The following is a 17782-nucleotide window of genomic DNA, read 5'->3' as shown; positions in this document are numbered from 1 at the left end:
AGAGTTAAATGGTTAACAAACTAGTAATTTAACACGCTTTGCTGTTAAGAGCCATAACTGCAAAGCGAGATTTAAATTATGTTAAAAGTAAAATATTTTTTATTTCTTTAAGAAGAAAATTCTCTAACAATAATTATTTAACTTTTGTTGAAGGATACAAACTATTGTAGAGATGTTCAAAAGATTATTTACGCCTTTCCAGAAAAAAACGTTTCATAAGATCTGCTGCTTCATTTGCCATTACTCCAGAAACAACCGTAGTTTTTGGATGAAGTTTGGTTCCCATATTCAGGAACCCGCGCTGTTCATCGCGTGCGCCAAAAACAATTTTAGAAATCTGGCTCCAATACAAAGCTCCCGCGCACATTTGGCAAGGTTCGAGCGTTACATAAAGCGTACAATCTTTCAAATATTTTCCGCCCAGAAAGTTTGCAGCAGCGGTTATAGACTGCATTTCGGCATGAGCCGTAACATCATTTAGCAATTCGGTCAAATTATGGCTTCTTGCAATAACTTTATCAGCCACAACAATTACAGCTCCAACAGGAATTTCGCCTTTTGCGTAGGCTTCTTCTGCTTCCTGTAAAGCTTTTTTCATGAAATATTCGTCGGTAAAAGGATTTTCCATAGATGCAAAAGTAAAACTTTACTCATTATTTTTACTACATTTAAATTTTGAAATTTGAATATGGAAAGAAATTACAAAATCAGCATTCCTGAACCATGCTCTGAAGACTGGAACAAAATGACGCCAAATGAAAATGGTCGTTTCTGCTTGAGCTGTTCTAAAACGGTTGTTGATTTTACTTCTATGCTTCCGGAAGAAATTCAGCACTATTTTACTCAAAATAAAAATGAAGGGGTTTGTGGGAGATTTAAAAACTCACAACTAGAGACCATCACGATTCAAATTCCAAGTCGGGTTTTACATACGCAAACGCAATACCATAAAATGTTTCTGCTAGCTTTATTTATTGCTATGGGAACAACTTTATTTAGCTGTTCGGACAAAGATGGAAACAAAAACAGAATCGATAAGGTCGAAATTGTGAACACAGAGAAAAATCAAGATGAAAATGAAACTGTTCCAGTATGTTATGGACATCAATTTGAACCTAAAAAAGCAAAATATGTCGGAGAACTTTCTAAAGGATTTACAACTGGAGTACTTGTAATGACTGAAAAACCTTTGAAATATGATGTCGTTTTTAATTCAAATGATTTAGATATAGTACCCTCTCCAAAAGATGGAATGAAAAAATTCTATTCTTATTTTTCAAAAAATTATACTGATTCAAAACAGTTAAAAATGTCAATCTTATTTGTTGTAGAGAAAGATGGCACTTTAAGCAATTTCAAGGTAATGAAAAATACATCATCAGCAAATGAAGCAGAAGTCATTAAAATTTTAGAATCTGGTCCAAAATGGATTCCTGGAAAAATAAACAATCGAATTGTACGGTCAGCTTTAATTTTGCCAATTACATTTAAATAATGAAAATAAAACATAATATAACTCTTCAGACAAACTGCAAATTGATTTTGCCAATGCTGTCTGCGGTTATAACTGTACTTTTTTTCGGCTGCCAAAAAAAAGAAACCAAAAAACAAGAAATTAAAAGTCTTGAAGTGGCAGCAGATTCTTCAACAATAAAATCAGATTCTTTAGATCATAACTTAACTAAAAAGACGTTAGAACAATCGCAGTCGTCTTCGCTCAAGGTTGAACAGATTAAATTAAAAAAGACCGCATCTTCATCATCTGATGAAATTTCCAAAAAAGAAGCTTCGCCATCTGATAAGTCAAAAAAAGACGATGCAGCACTAACTTCAAAACCTCCAGTAAATACTAACGCAGAATTCCCTGGCGGAATAGAACAATTTCATAACTTTTTTATGAAGGAATATAAAAAGCCAGAAGACGTAAATTATTGGAAACTCAATTTCACACTTGCCTTTGCAGTAGAAAAAAATGGTTCTGTATCATTTCTCGAATGTTCGCCAGCTGTTGAGGAGCCACTGCAAAAAGAAATCATCAGGGTTTTAAGCTTATGCCCTAAATGGCAGCCGGGAGAATCAAATGGGAAAAAAGTCAGAATGCAATATTCTGTCCCTATTTTATTGAAGTAAGACTCGACAAGAAAATTAAATTTAAAAACCGTAAATTTGCTTTTTACCTTACAATGAAAAGCGATCTACTTTCCAACATACACAATCCCGCTGATTTACGTCTTTTAAAAGAAGAACAGCTTGCACAAGTGGCCCAAGAACTTCGTCAGTTTATTATTGATATTGTTTCTGTAAAAGAAGGCCATTTAGGAGCTAGTTTAGGCGTTATAGAACTTACAATTGCTTTGCATTATGTTTTTAACACCCCAAATGATTTGTTGGTTTGGGATGTTGGACATCAGGCATACGGGCATAAAATACTCACAGAAAGAAGAGAAATTTTTCATACCAATAGACAGCTCGGAGGAGTTTCTGGTTTTCCGAAAAGAAGCGAAAGCGTTTACGATACTTTTGGCGTTGGGCACTCTTCCACTTCTATTTCTGCAGCCCTCGGAATGGCGATTGCCTCTAAACTAAAAGGTGATTTCGACAAAGAGCATATTGCGGTAATCGGCGATGCTTCTATCGCCAGCGGAATGGCTTTTGAAGGTTTAAACCATGCCGGAGTTACAGATGCCAATATTCTGGTAATTCTAAACGATAATGCCATCGGAATCGATCCTAGCGTTGGCGCTTTGAAGCAATATCTTACCTCGGTTAAAAACGGAAAAAATCCGCGACAGAATAACATCATTAAATCGTTGAATTTTGATTATTCAGGTCCGATTGATGGCCACGATCTTCCGAAATTAATTAAAGAATTAAACCGCCTTAAAAAGATAAAAGGTCCAAAATTCCTTCATATTGTAACTACAAAAGGAAAAGGATTGCAACAGGCCGAAGAAAATCAGGTCAAATACCATGCGCCTGGAAAATTTGACGCTTCGACTGGAGAAATCCATTTAAAGTCGGAAGAAAATCTTCCGCCTAAATTTCAGGATGTTTTTGGCTTGACTATTTTAGATTTGGCTAAAACAAATGAAAAAATAATCGGGATTACACCTGCCATGCCATCTGGAAGTTCATTAAAATTTATGATGGACGAATTCCCAGAACGTGCTTTTGATGTAGGCATTGCCGAGCAGCACGCAGTAACGCTAGCCGCGGGAATGGCGACACAAGGCATGATTGTGTATTGCAATATCTACTCGACATTTTTACAGCGCGCTTACGATCAGGTAATACATGATGTGGCTCTGCAAAACCTGCCAGTTATTTTCTGCCTTGACCGCGCAGGATTAGTCGGCGAAGATGGCGCTACGCATCATGGCGTTTTTGACATCGCTTATCTGCGTTCGATTCCGAATATGGTGATCTATGCTCCGCTGAACGAAATTGAACTGCAAAACATTTTATATACGGTTCAATTAGGAATAGATCATCCTATTGCAATACGATATCCGAGAGGCCGCGGAGTGCTGCCAAATTGGGAAGTAGAAAATTTCGGACATTATGAAAAAATAAAATGGGGTGAAGCAAAATGCTTGAAAGATGGTACGAAAGTTGCTGTGCTATCGGCCGGAACAATTGGAAATAATGTTATAGAGGCCTTAAAAGAATCTGCCAATTCTAACGAAATTGCCCATTACAACTTTAGTTTCATCAAACCACTAGACATCAATGCTTTAAAAATCATTTTCTCAACTTTTGAGCGTATTATTACAATCGAAGAAGGAGTTAAAAATGGTGGTTTTGGAAGCGCAGTTTTAGAGTTTGCAGCATCAAATAATTTCAAAAATTCTATCGAAATTCTGGGTGTCCCAGACGAGTTTATTGAGCATGGAACAGTAAATCAGCTGCAACAACTGTGTAAAATTGACGTTAAAAGTTTGATAAATCTTTTTTCTAACGGTTCAAAATAATTATTTTGCGAAACCAAAAAAAAATTACCTAAATGAAATTATTGCGTTCTACCCTTTTGCTATTATTGCTTTTGTGTACTTCTAATAACTTTGCCCAGATTATACAAACAACTCTAAGCCCAAATCAAGCTCCTAAACCGCCATCCAACTGGTCACAAAAAAATCAGGTTGGTTTTGACATTTCCGAAATTGCTTTTGTCAACTGGAGTGCCGGGGGAACAAGTTCGATCTCAGGATTATTTAAAGGAGAATTTTCCAGAACTTATTTAAAAGGAAATCATAAATGGTTTAATGAGCTTATTACGAAATACGGATTGAACAAACAAGATGAAATCGAATTAAGAAAAACCGATGACGCTATCCAGTTCAACTCCACTTATGGTTTTAGAAAGGACACCGCTTCAAATTGGTATTATTCTGCCAAATTTAATTTCAACACTCAATTTACCAACGGTTACAATTACCCTAATCGAGACGTTCCAATTTCTAGACCATTTGCACCTGCATATGTCTTTCTAGGAGCGGGAGCCGAGAATTCAAATAAAGAAAAAAACAGAACATTTTACTTCTCTCCAATTACTTTAAAGACCACTTTAGTATTAGATCAAAATTTGGCAAACCAAGGTTCTTTTGGTGTTAAAAAAGCAGTTTATGCCCCAGACCCTTCAGATCCTACACAGCAAATATTGATTGAAGAAGGCCAAAAAGTAAAAGCCGAATTTGGTATACTTTTTACGGCTTATATGAAAAATGAAATTTATAAAAATGTTTTTTACGAAAATAGATTAAGCTTATACACCGACTATTTAAACCGATTCGGAAATGTAGATATAGATTATGATACGCGATTGGACTTGGTTGTAAATGCTTATGTTAAAGCAAATATTGGTGTGCACCTTATTTATGACGATGACATTAAAAACAAAGTAGATGTAATTGATCCAGCTACAGGAGCAAAAAGCCAAGTTACCGAAGGCCCAAGAATGCAGTTAAAACAAGTGCTTGGAGTTGGTCTGGTTTATGCTTTCAAATAAATAAAATAGATCCATAAAAAATGCCTCTTTCACATTCACGAAAGAGGCATTTTTTTATTTCAAAAGATTCGTTTAGCGTTTTTTCTGTCCCTGAATGGTTTCATATAGCTCTAACGCATTTCCGTCTGTTAGAAGCGAAACATAATGGCAGATATGCAATAAACGCTCATACAGATTGGTTTTGTCCAAATGATGTTTCTCCGGCAGCATTTTCAAAATCAGCTTATCGTAATTTGAAGCCGTTCCTTCATATTTATTGTTGAATGCTGTAATGAATTTATCCAATAAGGTCTGAATGATTTGATAACCCACAATTTCTTTCTCAATCACCTCGCGGCTTTGGTAGATTTTATCAACGCTCAGTTTGATAATATCGTTCATCTGTGCTTTATACTTGCTTTTGTCTGTTAGCGCATACGGAAAATTTCCAGCAAGAATTGCTTCTTCATTTTCAACAAAAACATTTACAGCATCATTAATTAAAGTTCCGATTGCCAAAGCTCTCAAATAACTGATACGGTCTTCTTTTGTTGTTAAAGATTTGTATTTAGAAACTCCGATATTGTCTTTTACCAGATTAATCAAATATTCTAAAGCAAAATCTTCAGAAACCAAACCTAAATTGATTCCGTCTTCAAAATCGATAATGGTGTAACAGATATCATCTGCAGCTTCGACCAAATAAGCCAAAGGATGTCTTTCAAAACCAATATCTTCACCAGATTTGTTGGCAATCATTCCCATATCTTTGGCCACTTCCTCAAAGAATAATTTATCAGACTGGAAAAAACCATATTTTTTATCGGCAATATTGTTTGTCGGCTTTTTCGGAAGGCTCTCTTTTGGATATTTCATAAAAGCCCCTAAAGTGGCATACGAAATACGAAGCCCGCCTTCAATTCCTGGACGGCTTGCCGTAAGAACCGAAAAACCGTTAGCATTCCCTTCAAAATCAATCAAATCCTGCCATTGTTTATCGGTAAGCTGATTTCTATATTTTTGACCGTTTCCGATAGCAAAATATTCGCCTATTGCTTTTTCTCCAGAATGTCCAAAAGGAGGGTTTCCAATATCATGTGCCAATGACGCTGCAGCAACAATAGCTCCAAAATCATTCATATGATAACCGTGAACTTCTTTCAGATAAGGATACTTTTCGATGATTTTTTTTCCTACCAAACGCCCAAGTGAACGGCCGACAACCGAAACTTCCAAACTATGCGTCAAACGCGTGTGTACGAAATCTGTTTTAGAAAGCGGAATAACCTGTGTTTTATCTTGTAAACTTCTAAAAGCAGCAGAAAATATAATTCGGTCATAATCTACCTCAAATCCTAAACGAGTATCATCTTGCTCTACACGTAATCTTTTGCTTGTATCTCCCTGACGTTTTAATGATAAAAGTTGTTCCCAGTTCATTGTTGAATTTTAGATTTCTGATTTTAGATTTTAGATTATTCATCTGAACGTCAAAAATACGTTTATTTTAGGATAAAAATATGCCACAGATTAATTTGATTTAAAAGATTATATTTTTTTGTTTGCCACTAATTTCACGAATTAACACAAATTATAACGCTTAAATTAATTAGTGGAAATTAGTGAAATTAGTGGCGAAAAAATTATAACAATCTGTGGCGAAAAAAATCAAAACTCCAATGCAGTGCTATGTTTAATTTCTCCCATTACAAAAATACTGTTCGTATTTCCAATGTTTTCAATGGTTGACAGCTTATTCATTACAAAATCCTGATAGCTAGCCATATCTTGCACCAAAATCTTCAGCATAAAATCGTAGTCGCCAGCAATATTATAGCATTCTATAATTTCTGGAAGCGCCACAATATCTTTCACAAAATTGCTCCCAACATTTTTAGCGTGTTCTTTTAAACGGACATTGCAAAAAACAGTCATTCCCCGATTCATTTTATGTTTGTCCAAAAGCGCCACATATTTGGTAATGTAACCGTCTCTTTCCAGTCTTTTAATTCGTTCGTAAACGGGGGTAACCGTCAAGAATAATTTACCAGCAAGGTCTTTTGTATTGATATTGCAGTCTTCCTGAAGGTATTTGAGGATCAACAAATCGGTTTTGTCTAAGTTTTCCATAGTTTTTTTTACGGCTAGAAGTTGATTTTAAACATTTTTAAAGCAATTAAATCTTTAAAAATTGATTTTTAAAACACATTTTACTGAAATAAACCTCAAATATAAGTTATAAAAACCAAGAACGTAAATTTGTTCAGTAAAAAATACTGAATCAAAAATGAAAACAAACAACTTAGGTTACCCAAGAATTGGCAGCAACAGAGAACTGAAAAAAGCCAGCGAATTGTATTGGGCGGGAAAAATTTCGGCAGAAGAACTAATAGATGCTGGAAAAGAAATCCGTCTTAAAAACTGGAAATTACAAGCCGAAGCAGGAGTTGATTTAATTCCTTCAAATGATTTTTCTTTTTATGATCAAGTTTTAGATTTGACTCTAACCCTTGGAGCTATTCCGGCGCGATACCACCAATTGGCAAAAAGCAATTCTTCTCTAGATTTGTATTTTGCAATGGCAAGAGGTTCTCAAAAAGACGGACAAGATGTTGTAGCCATGGAAATGACAAAATGGTTTGACACCAACTATCATTACATTGTTCCTGAATTCACAAAGAATCAAAAGTTTGAATTGTTTTCTGAAAAAATAATCAATGAATTTAAAGAAGCAAATTCGTTAGGAATCAAAACAAAACCGGTTCTAATCGGACCAGTTTCTTATCTTTTATTAGGAAAAGAAAAAGAAGAAGGTTTTAACAGAATTGATCTTATCGATGCTTTATTGCCAGTCTATTTTGAGATTTTAGAGAAACTGCAAGCAGAAAATGCCGAATACATTCAATTAGACGAACCTTTCTTAGCTTTAAATTTATCTGATAAAGAAAGAGGCGTTTTCACGAAAGTGTATAACGAAATCAACAAACGTTTTCCACAACTTAAAATTGTTTTGGCCAACTATTTTGACTGTTTTGGAGAAAATCTGGAAACAGCTTTAGCGCTTCCTGTTGATACTTTCCATTTAGATTTAGTTCGCTGTCCTCTACAGCTTGACGATATTTTAGAATCAGGCAAATTAGCTTCAAACGTAAATCTTTCTCTTGGAGTTGTTGACGGAAGAAATATCTGGAAAAATGACTTCAAAAAATCTTTAGAGGTAATCAAAAAAGCTACAGACGCATTAGGAGCTGACCGAATTTTTATTGCGCCTTCTTGCTCATTAATCCACAGTCCTTGCGATTTAGATTTGGAGACAAACGATCAGACACTTACTCCAGAAATCAAACAATGGCTTGCTTTTGCCAAACAAAAAATTAATGAAATTGTTCTTTTAAAACAATTTGCTTCCAATGAATCAAGCACTGAAAACTCTGATGATTACAAAGAAAATGTTTTGGCAAACGAGAATCGCAAAACGTCAAAGCTAATTCATAATAACGAAGTTAAAGCACGTGTTGCCGGAATTACAGCTGCTGATGATCAACGAAAAAGCACTTTTGCGTCAAGAAGAAAAAGTCAGATTGAAGCTCTAAAACTGCCATTATTCCCAACCACAACAATTGGTTCTTTCCCTCAAACAGCCGAAGTGAGAAGCTGGAGAGCAAGATTCAAAAAAGGAGAATTAACGGCTCAGGAATACAACAATTTGATCGAAAAAGAAACCGAGGCAACCATCCGTTTTCAAGAAGAAACCGGAATTGATGTTCTAGTTCATGGTGAGTTTGAACGCAACGATATGGTAGAATATTTTGGAGAGCAATTATCTGGATTTACTTTTACCAAAAACGGCTGGGTTCAGAGTTACGGAAGCCGTTGCGTAAAACCGCCTGTTATTTACGGAGACGTTTCAAGACCAAACCCGATGACGGTAAAATGGTCGCAATACGCACAGTCTTTAACTCCAAAATGGGTAAAAGGAATGCTTACAGGACCTGTAACTATCCTGCAATGGTCGTTTGTACGAAACGATCAGCCTCGTTCTGAAACTTGCACGCAAATTGCTTTGGCTATTCGCGACGAAGTTGTGGATTTGGAAAAAGCCGGAATCAAAATCATTCAGATTGATGAACCTGCCATTCGTGAAGGCCTTCCGTTAAGAAAAGAAGAATGGGCAAAATATTTAGATTGGGCAGTTCGCGCTTTCAGAATTTCTGCAAGCGGCGTAAACGATGATACGCAAATACACACGCATATGTGCTATAGCGAGTTCAACGACATCATTCAAAACATTGCCGACATGGATGCAGACGTTATCACGATCGAATGTTCGCGCTCGCAAATGGAACTTCTAGACGCTTTCGCAGACTTTAAATATCCAAACGAAATTGGGCCTGGAGTTTATGACATTCACTCTCCACGCGTCCCATCAAGCGCAGAGATGGTTCGACTGCTCGAAAAAGCTTCAGCAGTAATTCCAGTAGATCAATTGTGGGTAAATCCAGATTGCGGTTTAAAAACCCGCCATTGGGACGAGACCAAAAAAGCACTGATCGAAATGGTTGCCGCAGCCCAAGAAATGCGAACAGCTGTAGAAAATCCTGTGACTTAATTTCTTTTAAATATTTTTTGTTTTTATGCCAGCAAATGAGGCCGAATATTAGTTATGATTCGGTTCGGCTTCATTGTGTTGGCATTATTTTTTTTAGAAGCAAGAGAACTAGATTTTCAAAACAACTGCTGTCCCGCTATCCACTATATCTTTTATGGTGAACCCCACCATAAAAGGATAACGTTCCTATCGGGGCTAAGCCACAAGTCTTAATTTTCATAAGCTGCGAGTACAAAAAAATGTAGTTGTCTCAAAAATGATAAATCTTTTGTTTGGTAAGCCTCGGAGGAGCGACATATTTTAAAAATGGAGAAAAAATATGTCGCTCCTCTGGAGCTTCTTTCATTTGTCTCATTACAATTCTATAAATATCTCATCCCGCTGGGATTTTATAAGTAAAATAAATTTTATAAATATTCTATCCCATAAAAAAAGCTGTCCTTTTAAGACAGCCTCTTCTTATTGATATAAAATTTGAAAACTAAAAGTTTTTAGAAATTCCGATACTTACTGTTTTTCCAAAATTGACAAAAAACTTACTGTAATCAACATCGTTGCCGCTTATGTCATAATTTAAGGTCTCGTAACCTAATCCGCCAATACTGAAGTTTAGACCAAAACCTTTTTTCATATTAATAAAAAGAGCTGGAGTTACGCCCGTGTAAATGCCATTGCCATCATTTTTAGAAACAAGTGATCCGTTCTCATAATTTTTATCTTTTTGATTTTGATAGCCAATGCCTAGATCAGCAAAAACTGAGAAAGTTTCGTTTAATGGCATTGTATAACGTACAAATGCACCTGCTTTATATGCAGTATATTTTCCTTCTCCTTCTCCAATAGTAGATTTTGAAGACGCTAAAGAAAATTCGCCTCCCACTGTCCAATTCTCGTGAAATTGATACCCTACTTTTGGAGAAAAAGCAAAAGCATCTGTTTTCGTAGGCGCAACTGCGCGTTCAATTTTTTCAGAGTTATAACTAATATCTCCTCCAACTAAAACTGTTCCCTTTTGGGCATTTGCAAAGCTAACCATAGCTAGTGCAAGAATAAGTAGCATTTTTTTCATAAGTGATATTTATTAAGATTTCACATACAGCAAACAATTAAAATACCAATATAGAATCGTAATTATTTTCTTAACCTTTTATTAAAAACAATTCAGTCTAAACCGATTAAATTTTAAGTTATCGATAAGAAATGATTACAAAAAAAGCGCTCCGATTGGAGCGCTTTCTGAAATTGAATATAAAAACTAAAGATTAGAAGTTTTTAGAAATTCCAATGCTTGCTGTTTTACCAAAGTTGAAATTAAATCTGCTAACATCTGGACCGTTGTTATCGTAATTTAATGTTTCGTATCCTAAACCACCAATGCTGAAGTTAAGACCAAAACCATTTTTCATGTTAATGAAAAGAGCTGGAGTTACACCAATATACATTCCATCTGCTTTATATTTTGTGTAGTTTGATCCAACGTAATCTTTTTCAGTTTGATTTTGGAAACCAGCTCCTAAATCTGCGAATACTGAGAAAGTTTGACTTAATGGCATTGTGTAACGTACAAATGCACCAAATTTAGAGCTATTTGTTTTGTACTCATTTACACCTTGATCATCTTTTGAAGAAGCAACTGTAAACTCACCTCCAACTGTCCAGTTTTCGTGAAATTGGTAACCTACTTTTGGAGAAAAAGCAAATTCGTTTGATTTTCTTTCAGCATTACCGAAATCTCTTGTTTCAGAAGAATAAGAGATGTTACCACCTACTAATACTGTTCCTTTTTGTGCGTTTGCGAAACTGCAGATAGCTAAAGCAGCCATCACTAACATTTTTTTCATAATTTGGGTTTTATTTTAATTTTAGCATTCCCTTAACAATAACGATGCCGTGAATACTGGCCTGCCTGATTTTTTTTCTGATTACTTTCGAAGATAAATTTTAGCAATCGAGACTATTTCTGTTTACTTTTGTAGCAAACAAAAAGTCATGTCGATAGAAGTAAACAGCATATCAAAAAGTTACGGAGAGCAAAAAGCCTTAAATGAAATTTCTTTTAAAATTGAGAAAGGAGAAATCGTAGGATTTCTTGGTCCAAACGGAGCTGGAAAATCTACGTTGATGAAAATTTTGACAACTTATTTGCTTGCCGATAGTGGCTCAGCCCTTGTAAATGGTCACGATGTCATGACAAACGCAAAAGAAGTGCAACGCTCCATTGGGTACTTGCCAGAACATAATCCGTTGTATTTGGATTTGTATGTTCGTGAGTATTTGACATTTAATGCCGACGTTTATAACGTGCCAAAATCAAGAATTGAAGAAGTAATTCAACTGACAGGACTGACACCAGAAAGCCATAAAAAAATTGGACAGCTATCTAAAGGATACCGTCAGCGTGTTGGTTTGGCAAATGCTTTGCTTCACGATCCAGAAGTTTTAATTTTGGATGAACCGACTACTGGACTGGATCCTAATCAGTTAATGGAAATACGTAATGTGATTAAAAATGCAGGGAAAAATAAAACTGTTTTTTTATCCACGCACATCATGCAGGAAGTCGAAGCAATCTGCGATCGTGTCATAATTATTGACAAAGGACAAATTGTTGCAGACAATAAATTAGACCATTTGGTTACTGCCGACAAAGAGCAAGTGATTGAGGTAGAGTTTGATTACAAAGTTGAAGAGCAGCTTTTGGCTAAGCTGGAAAATATTTCTTCGTACGTAAATACTCATGACATGACATGGGAGCTGACTTTTGTTACAGACAAAGATATGCGCCCTGCTATTTTTGACTTCGCCAACGAAAATGGATTAAAAACATTACAATTGAATCAAAAAAATAAAAATCTGGAAGCTGTTTTTAGAGAAATCACAAAGTAGATTTTCAGGTTTTTGATAAAAAAAGCGGTTTGTTTTAAAATAAAGCAAACCGCTTTTTCATTTTTATTCCCCCTATTCTCTCTACAAATCAAGAAATTAAAGTTTTTGTTGCAAAAATATTTATTATTTTTATTTAGACTTATTATAAATAGTATTATATTTGGCAAATCAAATTTTAAATGCCACGGTATGTTACGTATAATCCTTACCCTAAAAAAACTTATTGCTGCTGTTTCAAACCAAGCCATAAATCTTCGAAGAAAGTTTTCAGAAAAATTAGAACAAATTGTACTGCAATAAATTCTGATTTAGAAAAATTACAAAGATTACGTTTCTAAATCTCGGTTTAGAATCGGCCAAATTCAAACAGCATGAAAAAAATTATAACCTCCATTATGCTTGCTTTTTCGGTATATGATGGATATTCTCAAACAGAAAAAGAAACCGATAGTATTGTTGAAACCACTATAAATGCTTTAGATGAAATCGTGATTACTAAAAAGAAAGTACTTTATACTCAAAAATCTGATCGTCTTGTTTTTAATGTAGAAAACAGCATCGTATCTGAAGGCGGGACCGCGCTTGACGTCTTATCACGTGCGCCAGGCGTTGTTGTGTCGCAAGATGGTGACCTTTCAATTCGCGGACAACAGGGCGTTGCAGTCATGATAAACGGAAAATTGACGCAACTTTCGCAAAAAGAATTGGCGAATTATTTAAAAGCGACAACCTCATCAAACATCAAACAAATTGAAGTGATTACAAATCCTTCATCTAAATATGACGCAGCCGGAAAAGCCGGAATCATCAATATTATTTTAAAAAAGCCAAACTCTTCTGGTTTAAAGGGAACTGCTTTTGCGAGTTACGGAAGGGGAAGAAAAAACAGAACCAATTCTGGCTTCAATTTAAATTATAATAAAGATAAATGGGGCGTCTTTGGGAATTACAGCTATACGTTCCGTGGTGAAGAAGAGCATAAAAAATTCAATCAGACGCAATACACTGATCTTTCACATCAAGAAATTGCTTCTACAAATTATCAGACCTCTATTACAGATGAACCTTTGACTTCTAATAATTTTAAAATCGGAACTCAATATGAGGCTTCACCTAAAACGAATTTAGAATTTTATGTAGATGCCAAAATCGGGCGATATGAAAATAGAGCTGACGGAACAAACACGGTGTTTAACGCATCAAATCAAGCTATTTTTGACGCTTTGACCTACAATGACAGCAAAGAAAAATGGTTTGATTATACGTATGCTCTTTCTGGTACGCACAAATTTAATGATGAAGGAAAAAATATGTCTTTTGATTTTGAATACGAAACCTCAAAGTTTAGATCCAATCAATTTCAAAGTGCAGATAATACCGCAAATGCCACTGTTGTAAACGACCGTCGCGGTTATATTCCTTCTCAATTAAAGGTTTTTACAGGGAAAATTGATTTTATAAATCCGTTAAAGGAAAAACAATCTATTGAATGGGGCTTCAAAACGAGTCTTAAAAACAATGATAATCCTTCAGTTTATGAATATTACGAAAACAACGAGTGGCTTATCGATTTTAATTCTACCAATCATTTTGAATACAGCGAACAGATTTATGCCGCTTACGCGAATTACAAATATCAGTTAGAAAAATTAAATATTCAGGCGGGTCTAAGAACAGAATATACTGCGATAAATATTGACCAAAAAACGTTGAACGAGCAGCATAAAGATGATTATTTGAAATGGTTTCCGAGCCTTTCTCTAAAATACGAATTTACAAGCAACCATTCGGCACACGCCTCTTACAGTAAAAGAATCAACAGGCCAAGCCAGTTTGACTTGAATCCGTTTCGTTTTTACGATGACTCATTCAATTATTCGCAAGGAAACCCCAACTTGATTCCAGAGATCACGCACGCTATGGAAGTTGGCTATGCGTGGAAAAGCAATTTTATGGCTTCGGTTTATTTTAACAGCACCAAAGACGTTTTCACAGAAGTTTACAACTATAATCCAGACAACAATACGACCGTTACAACTCAGATTAACGTTGACAAATCATATAATTATGGCGTTAATGTTACCAATACTGCTGAGCTAAACAAATGGTGGTCTGTAAATACGCTGTTCAATGTTTTTGAAAATAAATTTATGGCTGACATTTTGAACAGCTCTACAATTGATCCTATTGTAACATTGAATCTAAGTGTCCAGAATTCTTTTGCCATAACCGAAACCTTAAAGGTAGAGGGAAATGCCCAATATCAGTCAAAATCTAATCTTGGCATTTATGAGCGAGATGGCTTCTTTGATTTCAGCATCGGAATTTCAAAACAAGTTTTGGCCAAAAGAGGAAACATTAAACTCAATTTTACTGATGTTTTCAATACCAATAATTTTACTATCAAATCTGCAGTCGCGCAAACTGGCATTGACAAAAGATATGAGCTTGACAATCGTATCGCGACAATTGCATTTACATACCGCATATAAAAGTTTCGTTCTTTAAATACCTTGTTTTTTGTTTTTTTTGTGTTAGTCAAGAGCCTGTTCCTTCAAACAGGCTCTTCTACTTTTGTACAGTTTATATTTCTGAAAGCACTTCTTTCATTTCATCAATTACAAGTCTCAGATCATTTTCGGTTGTTCGCCAATTCACAAAAGAAGCTCTGATTCCTTTTTTATTTTGATATACCGTTGGTGTCATAAACACTTTTCCTCTATCATTCAAAGCAGATAAAAACTGGCTTACTTTTTCCTGATTGTGATCTCCTTTGAGCGTAAAGCAGACATTATTTAAACGGATTGGCGCTAACAGCTCAAAATCATTTTCTATCAAAGCATTTCCAAAATGCAATGCCAAGGCAGCACTGTCTTCAATAATATCTCTGTAACCTTCTTTTCCGTACGCTTTAAGCGAAAACCAAGCAGGCAGCGCACGCAAACGGCGTGAATTTTCCGGAAGCACATTTAGATAATTAAAATTTTCCAGCGGATTTCCTAAATAAGGCGCATTCGAATTCTGAAATGTTTCAATCTGCAGATTTATATGGTCTTTTTTAGTCAGAAAGAAAGCACTTTCGTAAGGCACGTTTAGCCATTTATGGCAATCGATCGCAATACTGTCTGCTCCTTCCCAACCCTTTACTAAATGTTTGTATTTATCTGAAACCGCTGCAAATCCACCAAATGCACCGTCAATATGCCACCAGAAATTGTATTTCCCTTTTAGTTCTGCAATAGCTTCAAAATCGTCAAAATCGGCCGTATTTACAGTTCCTGCACTCGAAATCAGAATAAAAGGCTTTCCGTTTAAAGTTTTAATTTTTTCCTCTAAATCAGTAATATCCAAAGCCTCACGATTGCCTTCAATTGTTTTTACAACCGTATAATTCTGGCTTCCAATTCCTAAAAGCGACAAACATTTTACAGAAGAAGAATGCGGAGTTGCGGTTAGAATATTAACCGTTTCTGAAATTCCGTTTTTAGCAAAATCTTTTCCGAACTGATGGCCAAACCATTGTCTGGCAACGCCAAGCGAAGTAAAGTTTGACATTGTAGCACCTGTAACAAATCCGCCTAAAAATGAGTCCGGAAGATCTAACAGCTGCAATAATAAATTGATGGTTTCAAATTCTATTAATGCCGATGCTCCTCCTTGCGCTTTTACTGCTTGGGTATTTTGATCATAAACAGAAGCCAGCCAATCGCCCACGATAGATGCGGGTGTAGAACCGCCTGTTACAAACCCCCAATATCTAGGACCAGGCGAAGAAACCATCAAGGGAGCCAGTCTTTCATTAAATTCTTTTAAGGCTTCAATTGATCCTAAACCTAACTCGTTTAATACCGTTTTAGGATCAATAGAATAGGTATTAGACGTTGGAACGCTTTCAATCGCATTCAAAAAATCAACTCCCTGCTGTTTTGTTTCTTCTAAGATGTTCTCAAAATTGTTTAAATCGTGCTGTAGTATTGAATTCATAAGTTTATTGTATTGGTTATGTTGCGCAGATTGCGCATATAAGATTATATTTATAAAAAAATTGCTTGTTTTAAAGAAAAGCTACCATTTGGTTTTCTCCGAAAATCGGGAAACCATCATAGAACTGATTACGTCTCCGTTTGCATTTAATAAAGTCGCTATCGGATCTACTAAAGTTCCTAAAATCATCGCGACAGGAAGTGCCTGCTCCATCGGGAAGCCATAAACCGTAATGGCTAAGATTTCGCCAATGTATCCCCCATTCGGAATTCCTCCTTCAACAATTGAAACTACAACTGTAATTCCGAGTGCCAAAAGAATCGTCATCGGATCTGAAAAATTTTTACCGAACATGGCAAACAAAAAGGTTATTTTTAAAATAGATGACATACTGGAACCGTCCTTGTGCAGAGGTGCGCCTAACGGAATAACTAAATTTCGCACATGGGCTGGAATTCCCATTTTTTCTGCTGCCGCTAAGTTGGCCGGAATGGTTGCAATACTGCTGCAGGTCCCGACTGCCGTTAATGACGGCTCTATATTGTTGCTCCAAAAAACTTTAAAAGCTCTTTTTCCGCCAGCGACTAATGCATACAAACTAAAGAACACAAAAAAGTAGAAAACACAAGCTGCATAATAAACTGCCATAGGTTTTGCATAAACTCCTAGCAGTTGCGGTCCAAAAACACCAACCTGATATGCAAAATACGCTCCCAAACCAATTGGTGCAAACTTCATGATGATGTTCAAAAGCTGTTTCATTACCTCGTTTCCTGAATCTAAAAAACTTTTGAAAGCTTTTCCCTTTTCACCAGATTGCAAAGTTGCAAAGCCTACTAAGAAAGAAAAAATTATTAGCGCTAGCATACTTTTTCGAGAAAGCAATTCGAAGAAATCATTTGCTGTAAGCAGTTTTGCAATCTGGTCTCCTGCCGATCCAGACGCTACTTCTTCAAAAGGGACTTTGGCGATAGCAATATCTTCATGAATTGGAAAAAGATAAACCGCACAAATCATAACAATTGCAGAAATTAAAATTGTAGCGAGAAAAACGAGCAACATAATCACAAACAATTTTCCCAGTTTTTCTGTCCGCTCCAAATTGGCAATCGAAGAACCGATCGTAAAAAAGATAAGCGGAATAATGGCTGTAAAAAGTAGGTTGAGAAATATATCTCCAAGCGGTTTTATGATTAAAACCTCTTCTCCAAACACCAATCCGAAAATACTTCCTGCTACAATACCGCCAAGAAGCCATAAAATACTGCTGTAACTCTGCAAAAAATTGATTTTCTTAACTTCCATAATTGTAGAAGATT

The 17782-nt window shown here is 35.8% G+C and carries 14 protein-coding genes; 7 read left to right on the top strand and 7 right to left on the bottom strand.

Annotated elements, in window-relative coordinates:
- Window positions 1-184: 184 nt before the first annotated feature.
- A complete protein-coding gene (locus tag N4T20_RS07325; RefSeq protein WP_260672410.1) occupies window positions 185-628 on the bottom strand; it encodes a nucleoside deaminase in 444 nt (147 codons plus the stop codon).
- Between the two features lie 60 nt (window positions 629-688).
- Between N4T20_RS07325 and N4T20_RS07320 the strand changes: the two genes are divergently transcribed.
- The 4 genes from N4T20_RS07320 to N4T20_RS07305 are packed head-to-tail and all read left to right on the top strand — an operon-like array spanning window position 689 to window position 5005.
- The gene (locus N4T20_RS07320; protein ID WP_260672409.1) at window positions 689-1495 is read left to right on the top strand and encodes an energy transducer TonB; all 807 of its coding nucleotides are present in this window, start codon (window positions 689-691) and stop codon (window positions 1493-1495) included.
- Window positions 1495-2130, top strand: coding sequence for a hypothetical protein (locus tag N4T20_RS07315; protein ID WP_260672408.1), 636 nt, complete (start codon window positions 1495-1497; stop codon window positions 2128-2130). The genes N4T20_RS07320 and N4T20_RS07315 overlap by 1 nt, the downstream gene beginning before the upstream one ends.
- A gap of 53 nt (window positions 2131-2183) precedes the next feature.
- Window positions 2184-3971 carry a 1-deoxy-D-xylulose-5-phosphate synthase gene (locus N4T20_RS07310; RefSeq protein ID WP_260672407.1) on the top strand — a complete coding sequence of 596 codons (1788 nt, stop codon included), beginning with the start codon at window positions 2184-2186 and terminating at the stop codon, window positions 3969-3971.
- A 32-nt stretch (window positions 3972-4003) separates the two neighbouring features.
- Window positions 4004-5005, top strand: coding sequence for a DUF3078 domain-containing protein (locus N4T20_RS07305; RefSeq protein ID WP_260672406.1), 1002 nt, complete (start codon window positions 4004-4006; stop codon window positions 5003-5005).
- Window positions 5006-5077: 72 nt separating this feature from the next.
- Here N4T20_RS07305 and N4T20_RS07300 read toward each other — a convergent pair whose 3' ends face one another.
- On the bottom strand, window positions 5078-6424 hold the full coding sequence (locus N4T20_RS07300) for a deoxyguanosinetriphosphate triphosphohydrolase (RefSeq protein WP_260672405.1): 1347 nt from the start codon (window positions 6422-6424) through the stop codon (window positions 5078-5080).
- 228 nt (window positions 6425-6652) lie between these two features.
- On the bottom strand, window positions 6653-7114 hold the full coding sequence (locus N4T20_RS07295; protein WP_260672404.1) for an Lrp/AsnC family transcriptional regulator: 462 nt from the start codon (window positions 7112-7114) through the stop codon (window positions 6653-6655).
- A gap of 157 nt (window positions 7115-7271) precedes the next feature.
- Between N4T20_RS07295 and metE the strand changes: the two genes are divergently transcribed.
- Window positions 7272-9593: a 5-methyltetrahydropteroyltriglutamate--homocysteine S-methyltransferase gene (metE, locus tag N4T20_RS07290; RefSeq protein ID WP_260672403.1), complete on the top strand. Its 2322-nt coding sequence runs from the start codon at window positions 7272-7274 to the stop codon at window positions 9591-9593.
- A 481-nt stretch (window positions 9594-10074) separates the two neighbouring features.
- Here metE and N4T20_RS07285 read toward each other — a convergent pair whose 3' ends face one another.
- Together N4T20_RS07285 and N4T20_RS07280 are read right to left on the bottom strand one after the other, a co-directional pair.
- Complete coding sequence (locus N4T20_RS07285; protein WP_260672402.1) at window positions 10075-10662, bottom strand: porin family protein; 588 nt, start codon at window positions 10660-10662, stop codon at window positions 10075-10077.
- A gap of 193 nt (window positions 10663-10855) precedes the next feature.
- Window positions 10856-11434 (bottom strand): outer membrane beta-barrel protein, encoded by a 579-nt coding sequence (locus tag N4T20_RS07280; protein WP_066032877.1) that lies wholly within the window; start codon window positions 11432-11434, stop codon window positions 10856-10858.
- A gap of 148 nt (window positions 11435-11582) precedes the next feature.
- Here N4T20_RS07280 and gldA point away from each other — a divergent pair, with 148 nt between their 5' ends.
- Together gldA and N4T20_RS07270 are read left to right on the top strand one after the other, a co-directional pair.
- Window positions 11583-12479 carry a gliding motility-associated ABC transporter ATP-binding subunit GldA gene (gldA, locus tag N4T20_RS07275; protein ID WP_260672401.1) on the top strand — a complete coding sequence of 299 codons (897 nt, stop codon included), beginning with the start codon at window positions 11583-11585 and terminating at the stop codon, window positions 12477-12479.
- Between the two features lie 371 nt (window positions 12480-12850).
- Window positions 12851-14971, top strand: coding sequence for a TonB-dependent receptor domain-containing protein (locus N4T20_RS07270; RefSeq protein ID WP_260672400.1), 2121 nt, complete (start codon window positions 12851-12853; stop codon window positions 14969-14971).
- Between the two features lie 91 nt (window positions 14972-15062).
- On the opposite strand, the gene N4T20_RS07265 is transcribed toward N4T20_RS07270, so the two are convergent.
- Entirely contained in the window at window positions 15063-16463 is a 1401-nt protein-coding gene (locus tag N4T20_RS07265) for a pyridoxal phosphate-dependent decarboxylase family protein (RefSeq protein WP_260672399.1), read from the bottom strand.
- 81 nt (window positions 16464-16544) lie between these two features.
- Window positions 16545-17768 (bottom strand): dicarboxylate/amino acid:cation symporter, encoded by a 1224-nt coding sequence (locus tag N4T20_RS07260; RefSeq protein ID WP_260672398.1) that lies wholly within the window; start codon window positions 17766-17768, stop codon window positions 16545-16547.
- Window positions 17769-17782 lie beyond the last annotated feature (14 nt).

Origin of the sequence: Flavobacterium sp. TR2, assembly GCF_025252405.1 — a bacterium.
Taxonomy (GTDB): Bacteria; Bacteroidota; Bacteroidia; order Flavobacteriales; family Flavobacteriaceae; genus Flavobacterium.
This window is presented reverse-complemented; position numbering and strand designations above follow the sequence as displayed.